At 69.4% G+C, this 13387-nt stretch carries 10 protein-coding genes; 1 reads left to right on the plus strand and 9 read right to left on the minus strand.

From position 1 onward, the window contains the following. Nucleotide 1: 1 nt before the first annotated feature. The 9 genes from ACCO44_RS02170 to ACCO44_RS02210 all read right to left on the minus strand — a co-directional run bounded on the left by ACCO44_RS02170 (nucleotide 2) and on the right by ACCO44_RS02210 (nucleotide 11434). Nucleotides 2-2248 carry a TIM-barrel domain-containing protein gene (locus ACCO44_RS02170; RefSeq protein WP_372468117.1) on the minus strand — a complete coding sequence of 749 codons (2247 nt, stop codon included), beginning with the start codon at nucleotides 2246-2248 and terminating at the stop codon, nucleotides 2-4. Next, nucleotides 2245-3357, minus strand: coding sequence for a glycoside hydrolase family 15 protein (locus ACCO44_RS02175; protein WP_029261462.1), 1113 nt, complete (start codon nucleotides 3355-3357; stop codon nucleotides 2245-2247). The genes ACCO44_RS02170 and ACCO44_RS02175 overlap by 4 nt, the downstream gene beginning before the upstream one ends. Before the next feature lie 60 nt (nucleotides 3358-3417). Continuing rightward, a complete protein-coding gene (locus ACCO44_RS02180; protein WP_372468118.1) occupies nucleotides 3418-4677 on the minus strand; it encodes a sugar ABC transporter substrate-binding protein in 1260 nt (419 codons plus the stop codon). Between the two features lie 67 nt (nucleotides 4678-4744). Further along, nucleotides 4745-5560, minus strand: coding sequence for a carbohydrate ABC transporter permease (locus ACCO44_RS02185; protein WP_372468119.1), 816 nt, complete (start codon nucleotides 5558-5560; stop codon nucleotides 4745-4747). Then, nucleotides 5553-6500, minus strand: coding sequence for a carbohydrate ABC transporter permease (locus ACCO44_RS02190; RefSeq protein ID WP_081859913.1), 948 nt, complete (start codon nucleotides 6498-6500; stop codon nucleotides 5553-5555). The genes ACCO44_RS02185 and ACCO44_RS02190 overlap by 8 nt, the downstream gene beginning before the upstream one ends. Continuing rightward, nucleotides 6500-7726 carry an ROK family transcriptional regulator gene (locus ACCO44_RS02195; RefSeq protein WP_197021031.1) on the minus strand — a complete coding sequence of 409 codons (1227 nt, stop codon included), beginning with the start codon at nucleotides 7724-7726 and terminating at the stop codon, nucleotides 6500-6502. Before ACCO44_RS02195 ends, ACCO44_RS02190 begins: the two co-directional genes overlap by 1 nt. Nucleotides 7727-7917: 191 nt before the next feature. Then, entirely contained in the window at nucleotides 7918-9216 is a 1299-nt protein-coding gene (locus ACCO44_RS02200; protein WP_372468120.1) for a D-alanyl-D-alanine carboxypeptidase family protein, read from the minus strand. A 327-nt stretch (nucleotides 9217-9543) separates the two neighbouring features. Further along, complete coding sequence (locus tag ACCO44_RS02205) at nucleotides 9544-10758, minus strand: amidohydrolase (protein ID WP_372468122.1); 1215 nt, start codon at nucleotides 10756-10758, stop codon at nucleotides 9544-9546. Between the two features lie 31 nt (nucleotides 10759-10789). Beyond that, on the minus strand, nucleotides 10790-11434 hold the full coding sequence (locus ACCO44_RS02210) for a TetR/AcrR family transcriptional regulator (protein ID WP_029261469.1): 645 nt from the start codon (nucleotides 11432-11434) through the stop codon (nucleotides 10790-10792). Nucleotides 11435-11590: 156 nt separating this feature from the next. On the opposite strand from ACCO44_RS02210, the gene ACCO44_RS02215 reads away from it, so the two are divergent. After that, nucleotides 11591-13255, plus strand: a complete 1665-nt coding sequence (locus tag ACCO44_RS02215) for an ABC transporter substrate-binding protein (RefSeq protein WP_372468124.1) — start codon at nucleotides 11591-11593, stop codon at nucleotides 13253-13255. Nucleotides 13256-13387 lie beyond the last annotated feature (132 nt).

Raw genomic sequence — 13387 nt, forward strand, 5'->3', positions numbered from 1 at the left:
CTCAGATCGCGAAGACCGCCTGCAGACCCGGCCACGACGATGCACGGGCGAAAACCGGGATGCGGTCGCGCGGGGTGCGGGGCGTCACGACCGCGCCCCCCGGCACCGACTCGCCCGTCCACACGTCGACCCAGTCACCGGGCGGCAGATACACCGGCCACTCCACGGCGCCGGGCTCGAGGACCGGCGCGACGAGCAGTTCGTCCCCCAGCATCCACTGGAGTGGATACTCCCACACCTGCGCGTCGGCGGGGTGGTCGAAATAGAGCGGTCGCATCAGGGGCCGGCTCGTGCGGATCGACGCTCGCGCCTGCTCCGCCAGATACGGCACGAGGCGTTCGCGCAGGTGCACGAGCGCGCGCACCTCGGCGATCACCGAGTGGTCTCCGGTGCGCTCGGCGATGTTCCAGGGCGTGCGGTCGCGCGACGGGAGACGGTGGTGGTTGAACTCGGAGTGGTACTGCATGATCGGCACGAAGACGCTGGCCGACATCGCCCGCACGTACAGCTCGGGGTCCGGGATGTCGCCTGAGAACCCGGCGATGTCCCAGCCCCAGTAGAGGATGCCGCTGGCGGCGGCCGAGAGCCCGGCGAACATCGACCAGCGGAAGGCCTCCCAGGTGGAGTTCTCGTCGCCGGCCCAGAACGCGCCGTGCGCCTGGGACCCCGTGAAACCGGCACGGCTGAATGTCACCGGCGCCTTTCCGGCTGAGGTGAGCAGCCGCCCGTATGCCGCGGCGTACGCCACCGGGAAGAGGTTGTTCGACTCATCGCCGTGGCTGCCGTCGAGATAGCGCAGGTCCGCACCCCAGGCGTGCTCGCCGCCGTCGGTCTTGAACCCGTCGACGCCGACCTCTTCCACGAGGTAGCGGCGCTTCTCGGTCCACCAGTGCGCGGCGCGCTCATCGGTCAGGTCCGGCATGAGGCCGAGGGGGAACCACCAACCGCGGTTGCGGTACGGGCGCAGCGAGCCGTCAGGGGCGACCTCCTTGATCAGCACGTCCTCCCGGATCGCGGCGTCCGCGTCGGCGCGCGCCTGCCCCTGCGGGTGCGGGCGCATCTTCATGAGCGGGATCTGCCACAGGTGCACGCGGATGTCCTGCGCGTGCAGCCGGTCGACCATCCCCTTCGGGTCGGTCCACGCGCCCTCGGCAGGGAACGAGAAGTCCGCCAGACGGAGAGGCCCGCCGTCGGTGCGCACGTCGTACTGCGCGTCGCGGAACGCCGTGAACGTGCTCTCGTCGCTCCAGGCCTCGATCACGACCGAGCCGACCGGGATGTCGTGCTCGCGGTGCAGATCCATCTGCCGCTCGACCTCGGCCTGCGTGTTCCATTCGTTGCCGCTCGCCCACAGCCGGAACACCCAGTCCGGGAGCTCCGTGGGGTGTCCGACCTCGTCGAGGAATGCATCGAGCACCTGGGTCGGGGTGCCCGCGTACAGAGCGAGATCGAGAGCCTCGGTATCGGTGCGGGCGTCGGTCTCCGTCTCGATGACGAGTCGCGTCGCGTCCGATGCGCCGAGGTCGAACCACACTCGCCGCGAGGTGCGCACGTGCAGACCCCAGCCGCTGCCGCCCACGATGTGTGCGAACGGCATGGGCAGGTAGGTCCGACGGTGGGCGCCTTGGCTCTTGTACTGCTCGAAGACCATGGAGTCGAGGCGTTCGCCACGGTGGTCCAGGGCATCGAAGCGCTCGCCCAGACCGGTCACGTGCTCACCGGCGGTCAGCGGCAGGACGAAGCGCACGCGCAGGATCCGCTCGCCGTCGTCCAGAACCTCGATCTCCGACGGTCGCGCGGCGACGGACGGAGAGCCGCTCACGCGTACCGTGTCGGAGGCGCCGGGCCGCCAGGTCGCGACTCGGCAGTCGAACCAGCGCGTGGTCTCTGCGGAGTCACCGGGGCGCAGAGCGGTGAAACGGTAGCGCAGCGTCGTCCCGGGCGCGACGGCCGGCAGAGTCAGCTCCCACCCTCCGGCTGCTCGATCCTGTCGGGCCTGCGCAGACGCCAGGTGGCCGCCGTCGACGGCCTGTCCCCGCGACGAGCGGGCTACGGGCGAGAGGGGGTGCCGCTCGGAGCGCATGCCGTCGGCATCCCGGACCTCGAGCTCGACCTCGACCGATTCGGCGTCGGCGGAGGTCCGCACACCGAGGCGCAGGGGCGCGCCGGCGATCGGATGCACGGGGGAGCGCTGCTCGGTGTCGTCGGAGTACGGATGACCGGACCCGGCCGGGCGGTGGCGGATCATGCGACGACCTCCCCGAGCTCGACGGCGAGGCGCAGCAGCATCGCATGGCTCCACAGCAGCGGTGTCGCCACGGTTCCCCACCGGTCGATCCACTCCTGACGGAACGACGGGTCGAGCAGGTGGTCGTCGACCTGCTCCGGGAGCATCCGTGCGGCGGTCGCCGTGCTCGCCGCCCACTCGAGTGAGCGCCGCGCGCCGTCGCGGTCTCCGGTCGCGGCCTGCGCGAGCCCGAGGAAGCAGGTCAGCAGCGGCCACTGTCCGCCGCCGAAGAAGGTGTCGGCGCGGAAGCGGTGCACGCCGCCGTCGACCGAGAGCTCGCGCTCGATGGCCCCGACCGTGCCCGCCGCGAGGGGGTCAGCGGCCGGGATCACCCCGAGCGGGGCGATCAGCGAGCTGAGGCTGCCGTCGACCACGTCGTCCCCGATCCACTTCACCAGGTGCCCGTCGGCCGTTCCGTCATGGCGCAGCATCCGGTCGATCGCATCCCGCGCCTCGAGCGCGGACCGCAGGCGCTCGCCCTCGATCAGCCCGCCGGATGCCGCCGCGGAGAGCCCCGCCGCGATGCAGCCCAGCGTCGAGACGTGCACGTGCTCGGAGTGCTCCTCCCACCAGTCGAAGCAGGGCCGCTGCCAGGAGCTGACGAGGTAGTCGACCGTGAGCTCGGCCGCGCGGCGCCAGCGCTGCGCGTCGAGGCCGTGCCGCTGGGCGTGGGCCACAGCGGCCCAGAGCCAGGTTCCGTAGCCGTCGAGCTGGAAGTCCCACCAGTCGTCGTCGCCGAGGTCGCCGGCGATCGTGAAGCGAGCGGGCAGCATCCGGTCGTCGGGCAACGGCCGCCCGGATCGAGCCCCCGCGACGATCTCCTCGATCGTGCTCTCATGCCGGATCAGCACGTCCGAGCACCAGTCGAAGAACGCGGTCGCGGACTCGACCGCCCCCGCCGCCGAGACGCCGTCGGCGATGAACGCGCCGTCGCGGAACCAGCAGTATCCGCGGTATGCGGAGAAGTCCGGGCTGGCGGGATAGGCGCCGTTCGGCTCCTGCAGGGAGGTGATCACGGATCGCGAGTGCGCGAGGAGGGCACCGAGGTCGGTGTGCACGGGGGACGTCATCGGGGGAACTCCTGGGGTCAGAGGGGCGGGCCGGTCGGCCCGCCCCGGGGTGGTGTGGCGTCAGCCGAGCAGCGCGTTGACGCGCTCTTCCGCGGAGTCGAGTGCCTCCTGGACGCTCTTGCGCCCCGCGGCGGCCTCGGTGAGCTCTTCGCTCACGATGTCTTGCATCTCGGTCTGGCCCTCCCCGATCGACGGCGCGAGAGCGACCTGCTCCAGCGAGTCGAAGACGGCCTGACGGTTCGCCGGGTCGCCCTTGTCGAGGTAGGCGTCGAGCTGGCTCTCGTCGGCGATCGGCGGCAGCTCCCACCCGCTGTCCAGCCGCACGTCGACCATGGTCTTCGAGCTGGTCAGGAACTCCGCGAAGCGCTGGGCGGCATCCGCGTTCTTCGTGCCGGCCGACACCGCGACGCCGTTCGAGAACAGTGCGCTCGCGGCCGTGGTGTCACCCGGCTCGACCGCGATGTCCCACGCGAAGCCGGCGTCGGCGAGGCCGCCGAACATCCAGATTCCCGTGTGCCACATGGCGAGCTTGCCCTCGGCGAACAGTCCACTGTCGAAGTCGGGGGTGCCTGCACCCTGCTCGGCCGTCGGCATCGTGGTGCCGCTCTTGCCGACCAGCCACTCGGCGGCCGCGAGGCCCTCGGGTGAGTTGAACGCTGCGGCCGAGCCGTCCTCGTTCAGGAAGTCGCCACCGGCCTGAGCCACGGCCTTGTAGTACTCGTGGTAGCTGATCGGCTGGTAGTCGCCCCAGACGCCGGCTCCGGCATCCGTCAGCTTCTCCGCGGCGGCCTGCTCGTCTGCCCAGGTCCAGTCGGAGGTCGGATACTCGATGCCGGCGGCGTCGAACAGGTCGGCGTTGTAGAACAGCACGACGTTCGAGAACGAGCTCGGCAGAGCGTACTGCGTGCCGTCCGTGGCGTAGGCGTCGGCGAGGGATGCCTGGTACAGGTCGGTGTCGACGCCGTCCAGAGGAGCGAGCACGCCGTTGGCCTGGTAGGCCGCGTAGTTCGCGAACTCGATGTCGAAGACATCCGACACCGTGCCGCCGGCGAGGTCGGTCTGCAACGCCGTGAAGTAGTCCGCGTACGGGAGGGTCGTGACGTCGACCTTCACATCGGGGTTCTCCTTCTCGAACGCCTTCACGATGGTGGCGAGGTTCTCCTCGTTCCCGCCGTTGGAGATGAAGTTCGAGTAGGTGATGGTGACCTTGTCGCCGTCGCCGGAGGCTTCCGTGCCTCCGGACGAGCAACCGGCGAGCGTCAGTCCGACGACCGCGAGGGCGGCGACGGTGCCGACCGGGGTCCATGCTGTGCGTGACATGGTGGGTGTTCTCCTTCTCATCGGGTGGTGCGTGATCGGGTGGTGCAGATGGTGCAGGCGCTGCGGGTCACTTGATCCCGGAGCTGGCGACGCCCTGGATGACATATCGCTGGGCGAAGACGTAGATGGCGAGCATGGGGAGGATCGAGACGACCGAGCCCGCCATCATCACGTCCCACTGCGTCGTGTACTGGCCCTGGAGTCCGGCGAGCGCGAGGGGCAGCGTCTGCAGCTCGGCGGAGCGCAGGATGATCAGCGGCCAGAGGAAGCTGTTCCAGCTGCTCATGAACGCGAACACGGTGAGTGTGGCGATCGTCGGGCCGACGAGCGGCAGCACGATCGTGCCGAAGATGCGGAAGTGCCCGGCGCCGTCGAGCGTGGCGGCCTCGTCGAGTTCGCGCGGCACCGAGTTCATCGCCTGCCGGAGCAGGAACACCCCGAAGGCGCTCGCCACGCTCGGCAGCAGCACGCCGAGGTAGGTGTCGACGAGCTGGAGATCGCGCATCTGCACGAACAGGGGCACGATCAGCACCTGGATCGGGATCATCATGGTCGCGAGGTACACCGCGAAAACCGCGTCCCGCCCGGGGAAGGGCATCCGGCTGAACACGTAGGCGGCCATCGAGCTCGTCAGGAGCTGCAGCAGCGTGGTGACGACGGCGAGGACCAGTGAGTTGAGCACCACGCGAGCGAACGGCGTGTTCGCGAAGAGCTCGGTATAGGCCGAGAACGAGGGGTTCTCCGGGATCAGGGGAGGGGTGGAGGAGAGCCCGGCCCCGGGGGAGATCGAGGTCACGATCGTCCACAGGAACGGGAAGAACATGAGCAGTGCCCCGACTACGACGACGGCCGTCAGGGCGATCGTGCCCAGGCGCTTACGCATAGTTCACCCACTTCTTCTGGCCGCGGATCTGCACGATCGTGACGATCAGCACGAGGAGGAACAGCATCCAGGAGAGAGCGGATGCCTCCCCGGCACGCCCGTATCGGAAGGTGAGGTCGTAGATCTGCTGCACCACGACCGTGCTCGCGCCGGCCGGTCCACCTCCGGTCATCGCATACACCTGGTCGAACACCTGGAAGCCGTTGATGAGCGAGATCACGATGACGAAGAACGTCGACGGCGACAGCATCGGCATGGTGACGCTCACGAGCCGACGCCAAGGGCCGGCGCCATCGACGCGGGCGGCTTCGTAGAGGTCGGCGGGGATGGCCTGGAGTCCGGCGAGCAGGATGATCATCACGAAGCCGAGGTCCTTCCACGCCGACGCGATGATGATCGAGGGCATCGCCCACGCCGGGTCCGTCCACCATCCCGGTCCGTCGATGCCGACGAGGCCGAGGACGAAGTTCACGATGCCGATGTCGGGGTTGAGCAGCCAGCGCCAGACGAGCGCCACGACGATCCAGCTGGTCACGACGGGCAAGAAGTAGACGCCGCGGAGCAGGTTGCGTGCGGGGATGCGGCTGTTCAGGGCCAGTGCAAGGGCGAGGCCGCCGAAGTAGACGAGCGGCAGGTACCCGACCAGGTAGTAGAGCGTGTTGAGGAAGGCGCGGTGCGTCGCCGGATCCTGAACGAGCTTGACGTAGTTGTCGAAGCCGACCCACTGCATCGGCGACAGCAGGTTCCAGCTGTGCAGGCTCGTCCATAATGCGCCCACCATGGGGTAGAGCGTGAACATGACGAGCGGGAGGGCGCTGGGGAGCAGGAAGATCAGCACGGTGATCGCGTACCGCGCTCGCCGGGAGCGGCGTCCGCGTGCGGGAGGACGTGGTGTCGTCGGTGGGGCCTTCACGGCCGGAGGGGACTCGACCGCGGTCATCAGCGGGCTGCTCCCTGGGACCCGTCGCGCGGGGAGGGCTCGGTCAGGCGTTCGCGCACCAGTCGGCCCTGCTCGCCGGTGCGGCCGGCCGCGTCGAACGGTGTCGCGAGCACGAGGCTCGCCGCACCCTGCGCCCACCGGTCGTCCTGCCAGGTCTCGACGGCGACCGGAACGCCGCGCTTGCGGGGCATGAGGCCGGAACGGAGGGCGGGTTCGAAGCCGTAGGACCAGTGGTTCCACGCCTCGACGCCTTCGCCGAGGAGGATGACGATCTCGGGGTCGATCGTGTTGACGATGCCGGCGAGTGCCCGTCCCAGCAGGTGTCCGGCATGCGAGAACGCCTCCTGGGCGGCGGTGTCGCCCTCGTTCGCGCGGCCCTGCAGGGTACGCATGCCGGCGGCCTCGCCGATGATCCCCCGCTCGCGAGCGGCGGTCACCAGGGCGTCCTCGCCGATCAGCGACTCGAGGCAGCCGTCGGCGCCGCAGGCGCAGCGAGGACCGTCCTCCTGTGTCGGGAGGTGGCCGATCTCGCCGGCCCCTCCGCCATGGCCCCGCAGCACGGCGCCATCGGCGATGATGCCCGCGCCCACGCCCGTGCCGATGGTGACGACGAGCACGTTGTCGTGTCCTCGGGCCTGACCGTGGAGCAGTTCGGCCATCGCGAGCGCGTTGACGTTGTTCTCGACGAGCACGGGGAGCGACAACTCGCGGCGGAGCACGTCGCCGAGCGGTACGTGGCTCCAGCCCAGCTGCGTCGAGTCGACGTTGCCGAGACTCTGGTCGTCCACATCTCCCGGCACACCGACGCCGACTCCGAGGAGAGGGCGGTCGCTGCCGCCGGCGATGAAGGCGCGCAGCAGGGTGGCGAGGGTGGGAATCGCCGTCGCGGCCGCCGCATCGAAGGGCTCGGACGCCGAGCGGACGACGGTGCCGTCGATGCCGACCTCGACCACGGTGACGTGGTCCGCGGCGACCTTCACTCCGATGACGCGGCCGGCGTCGGCGACGAGTCCGAGCAGTCGTGCGGGACGCCCGCCCTGCGAGGGGCTGTGGTCGAGCTCGACGAGCAGCCCGTCGGCGATCAGCTGCTTGGTGATCTGGGTGACCAGTGCCGGCGACACGCTCAGCAGCCGCGCGAGGCTTGCTCGCGAGGTGGGGCCGAGCGCGCCGACCTGGGCGAGGACGGCGGAGCGCATGATGTCGGACCGTGCCGAGGACTGAGTCACTGGAACCCCTTTGTTTAGGACTAAATGAACTATAGAAACAAGTCCCGGGGTGTGTCAATGCCGACGTGTCCCGTTGACGCGCGCCGCGGCGGAGCGCGCCAGAACGGCGCGAAGCAGAACGGCGACCGCCAGGATCGCAGACCTCGCTCCGATTGCTGCCCGACGAGGTCGGACGCCTCAGTCTGCGCCGCTCAGCCGAGCTCGGACGGGTGGGTGAGCCGCCACCACTCGGACGGTGCGTCGACACTCCCCTTGATCGCGACCGGGGCGGTGACGGTGTGCGGTCCGGCGGTCCAGGTGACGCTGCCGACGACCGAGCCGTCGCGGTAGGTCGGCGGGGTCTCGATGTCCATCGTCGCGATGATCGGGGTGTCCGACCAGGTGAAGATCGCCGCATCCTCGCCGATGACCAGCTGTGCGGTGGAGCCCCAAGGCGTCGAGATCGTGCCGACCTCCTGTCCGGTTGTCGCGACCGGCACCTCATGGAAGCCGGTACGGATGCTGTCCAGGGTCGCGAGCACGCTGCCGTTCACGGACTCGCGCGTCGGTCCTCCGAGGATGACGCCGGTCACCGCGAGCGGTTCGGCGGTGCCCACGACGAGAGTCGCGGTGTACAGCAGGCTGTACGTGCCGTGGCCCAGGGTGCCCGTCTTCAGCCCCGTGATCCCGCTCGTTCCGAGCAGGCCGTTGGTGTTGTGCAGCTGGCCGGCGCCCGGGAGGGAGATCGATGAGGTCGCGACGATCTGAGCGATGGTCGGATTCGCCGCGGCCAGCTTCCCGATGGCCAGGAGGTCGGCAGTCGTGCTCGTATTGCGCGGGCTGATGCCGGTGGGCTCGGTGATCGTGGTGCCCGTCAAGCCGTGGGCGGAGAGCCAATCGCGAGTCGCGCCGAGGAACGCGTTCTGCGATCCGAAGATCCGGGAGGACAGCGCCTCGGCGTAGTTGCTCGCCGACGGGATCAGCATGGCGGCCAGGGCATCGTGCAGCGACATGGACGTGCCCGTGGGCATGGGGGCTATGGTCGCGCCCTGCACGTAGTACCTGTCGTAGAGGTCGTGGTCGGCCTTGCTGAAGGTGATCGTGGGCCCGGGGTCGTCGGCGGAGGCGAGTGGGACGGCGTCGAGGATGACCAGTGCGGTGATGAGCTTGGTGATGCTCGCGATGGGAAGCGGATCGCCGGTTCCGCTCGACGACCAGATTCCGCTCGCCCCCTCACCCAGGTACTCGTCCGCGCCGGAGATGCTGATCGCCGAGGCGGACGCGGGAACCGCGGCGAGGGCCGCAGCGCCGCCGACCGGGACCGGCGGTACCTGTGTGGTCACCGCCGGCGGGTTCACCGGCGCGGTGAGAGCCCACGCGACGTATCCTCCGGTCGCAGCCAGCAGGAGCACCACACAGACCGCGGTGATGATGAGTCCCCGGCGTCGGCGTCGCCTGTGGGCCTCCGGATCGAGAGCACGAGGGGAGGCGAACTCCTGCTCGCGGGTCATCAGATCCGCGAAGTCGGAGAGATCGTCCGTCGGTTGATTCGGCGCGGTCAACGACAGGGCCCGTCACCGAGGGCGTACGGCATGAGCACGAGGTACCTCCAGGAAAGTCCGCTCCGACCTCGAGGCAGAGCCCTTCCGAGGAACCATATGGTCATCATGGCCGACATCCGACACCCCCGCCATCGGCCATTCGGGGGACACGGCTCTCTCGCGCCGCACCGGCCGCGGAGATCCGCACTTCCGTCGGCCGTATTGCGGCAGAAGGGCCGACGGAAGCGCGTTTCTCCGACGGGGGCGCGACCCCGGCAGCCGAGCCGAGCCCGCGGTCTAGCCGAGGAACTCCCGCGCTGCGGCCGACAGCGCCGTCACGCCGACCTCGATCGTCGGGTGGATCTCCGGGGCGAAGAAGGGGGAGTGGTTGGTCGGGATGTCCTTCTCCAGGCGCCCGGCCGCGCTCGCCTCCGCGAAACGGACCGGGTCGATGCCGCCCCAGAACCAGAACACCAGCGGCGCCCCGGCATCCCGCGCGAACCACGAGACGTCCTCGCTGCCGGTGAACATGCCGGGGTCGATGACCGATGCCTCGCCGAGGGCACGCTGCAGAGCTGCGGTCACCCGCGCCGTGGCATCCTCGTCGTTGATCGTGGCCGGCAGGGTGTGGTCGGTGCGGATCTCGGGCTCCCGCTCGGCGCCGGATGCCGCGGCCTCGGCCCGCACGATGCGCTCGACGCTCGAGAGCACCTTCTCGCGCGCCTCTTCGTTCGGGTAGCGCAGGCTGAGTTCGAGCTTCGCCTCCGCGGGGATGATGTTGTTCTTGAGCCCGGCGTGGATCGAGCCGACCGTCACCACGGCGACGCCCTGCGGGTCGATCTCGCGTGAGGTGATGGTCTGCAGGCGCATCACGGTCGCCGCGGCCATGACCACCGGGTCGATCGTGGCGTGCGGGCGGGAACCGTGGCCGCCGCGCCCGTGCAGCGTCACGGTCAGGCCGTCGGATGCCGCCATCTGGGTGCCGCTGCGCACGCCGATGATGCCGGCGGGCAGCGGGGTCACGTGCTGTCCGAGCACGATGTCGGGCTTCGGGTAGCGGTCGAGGATGCCGGCGTCGAGCATCGCCCGTGCGCCAGCGCCGTACTCCTCGGCCGGTTGGATCGCCACGACGAGGGTGCCCGACCACTGGTCGCGCTCGGCGACGAGCTTCTCGACAGCGCCGATCATCGCGGTGACGTGCATGTCGTGGCCGCAGGCGTGCATGACGGGGACGGTCGTGCCCGCAGGGTCGACGCCGTGTGCGGTGCTGGCGTAGGCGAGCCCGGTCTGCTCCTCGACCGGCAGCGCGTCCATGTCGGCCCGCACCCACACGACCGGTCCGTCGCCGTTGCGTAGCACGCCGATGACGCCGGTGACGCCCACACCTTCTTCGACCTCGAGGCTGAGATCGCGCAGGTGCTGGGCGGCGATGCCGGCGGTGCGCGTCTCCTGGAACGAGAGCTCCGGATGCTGATGCAGGTCGATGTACAGCGCTTCGAGGTCGATCGTCATGGCCCGAGCCTAGCGGTGGCGCACGGTGGGATCAGGGGTGGCTGTAGGTCGAAAGCTCCGGCCCGGGACGCAGCACCGCGTTCACGATCGCCCGGATCGCGAACTCACTCGCCCCGCCCAGCTCGACGGTGCCGGGGTGCAGGAGCCACTGCAGCTGCAGCCCGTCCATCACGGCGAGGATCGCGGCCGCCGCGTCGGCGATCGTGTCGGGATCGCGCACGCCCTCCTGGGCGCACAGCTCGTGGAAGGCGGCGGTGACCTCGCGCCGAAGCGTCGTGTACCGGTCCTCGAAGTACTCGCGTCCGGGGTGGTCGTCGGTCACGGATTCCGACGAGAGCACGGTGTACGCCTGCACGATGCCGGGGCGCCGCTCGTTCGCGTACGCCGTGCGCACCAGGTGCAGGAAGAGCTCGGGGCCGCCGGGGATGTGCTTCTCGGCGAGTTCGGCGACGTCTGTCTGGTCGCGGTACGAGAGCACCTCGAGCAGCAGCTTCTGCTTCGACCCGAAGTGATGGAGCACCCCGGCATGGGTGATCCCGACCTGGTCGGCGACGTCGGCGAGGGTGCCGTTGGTCGAGCCCTTGTTGCCGAAGATCTCGACCGCCGCCTTGAGGATCTGCTCGCGTTTCGCGAGGGTCGCCGGGCGCACGCGGACGGTCTGGTCACTGTCTGCCATCGCGGCCTCCTCTCTCTCGCAAGCCGTGCTTGCGATCCAACTTACTCCTCGGTAACCTCACGGAAGCTTACTTTCTCGACAGTAAGCAAATCACGACGGCCGGCGGACCCCCATCCACCGGCGACACAGCACAACGACCGTGCCCAAGGAGAAGCAATGAAGCTCAGAAAGTCTCTGATCGCGGCGACCGCGATCACCGCCCTCGGTATCTCGGCCCTCGCCGGATGCTCCGCCGGAGGTAACGACGACTCCGGCAGTGCTGCCGGCGGCGCCGCCCTCACGATCGCGAAGCCCGACGGCGCGATCACCACCGAATCCAACAACCCGTTCGTGGGCGACTCGTCCGCCTCGAAGTACGGCTACGGCAAGGTGATCTTCGAGACCCTCGCCCTCGTGAACCAGACCGGCGACCGCGGAGTCACCCCCTGGCTCGCCGAGAGCATCGAGTGGAACGACGACTACACCGTCCTCACGGTCGTGCCGCGCAAGGATGTCACCTGGAGCGACGGCGAACCGTTCACCGCCGACGACATCGTCTACTCGTACGAGCTCGCCTCCACGCCCGCGCTCGACACGGCCGGCCTCCAGCTCGACAGCGCCGTCGTCGAGGGTGACAACGTCGTGCTGACCTTCGCCGCGTCGAAGTACGTCAACCAGGCCCGCGCCCTGCACGTGCCGATCGTCCCGAAGCACATCTGGGAGAACCTCGACGACCCGGCCACGAACCCCGTCAAGGGCGACGACCTGGTCGGCACCGGTCCCTACGTGCTGTCGAACTGGTCGACCGAGTCGGTCACCCTCGACGCCCGCGACGACTACTGGGGCGGCGACCTCTCGGTGCCCCAGCTGCACTACGTCTCGTACGGCGACAACACCGCGCTGACCACCGCTCTCGCAAACGGTGACGCCGACTGGGCGCAGGCGTTCATCCCACAGATCGAGGAGCAGTTCCTGTCGGTCGACCCCGAGCACAACAAGTTCTGGGCAGCTCCCACCACCGGCTCGGCGACGCTGTTCATGAACCTGCAGCAGAAGCCGTTCGACGACGCGGCCTTCCGTCAGGCGCTCGCCTGGGTGATCGACCGCGACGCCTACGTCGACATCGCCCGCGAGGGTGCCAGCGAGGCCGTCTGGTCGGTGACCGGACTGTCGTCGATCCTCGAAGACGAGATCCAGCCCGAATTCAAGGATGTGGACTACTCGGTCGATGCCGAGAAGGCCCGCGACCTGCTCGAGACCGCCGGCTACACCTGGAAGGACGACGCGCTGATCGACCCCGACGGTGCGCCCGTCTCGTTCACGCTCTCGGTCCCCTCGGGGTGGAGCGACTGGAACACCGCGCAGGAGCTCATCGCCGAAGACGTGACCGATGCCATCGGCGCCGAGGTCAAGATCGACATGCCCGACTGGGGCGGATGGGCGGACCCGCGCGACAACGGCACCTTCTCGGCGATCATCCACTGGCTCGAGGACAGCGGCACGGCCTACGGCCTCTACACCTCGACCATGGACCCGCGCTGGATCTCGGACGGCAAGGCCGGCTTCAACTTCGGTCGCTTCGACGACCCGGAGGCCACAGCGGCGCTGAACTCCTACGCGAACGCCTCATCGGATGAGGAGCGCACCGCGGCACTCGACACGCTGCAGACGATCTTCTCCGAGCAGGTGCCGGCCATCCCGCTGGGCGCGCACCCGCTGCTGGGCGAGTTCAACACCCGCAACTACGTGGGCTGGCCGTCGGAGGAGGACCCCTACGCCTCTGCCGACCCGACGCAGCAGAACATCGTGCAGATCCTCACGAAGCTGAAGCCCGCCGAGTAAGCACCATCCTGCGGCGCGTTTCGTCTCGCTTCGCTCGCTCAACGACCGGACACCCCATCGGTCGTTGAGCGAGGAGCGGAGCGACGAGACGAAACGCGCCGCGGGGACGCCCCACCCGAAGGACACCCCCCC

The organism is Microbacterium maritypicum (genome assembly GCF_041529975.1).
Lineage (GTDB): Bacteria > Actinomycetota > Actinomycetes > Actinomycetales > Microbacteriaceae > Microbacterium.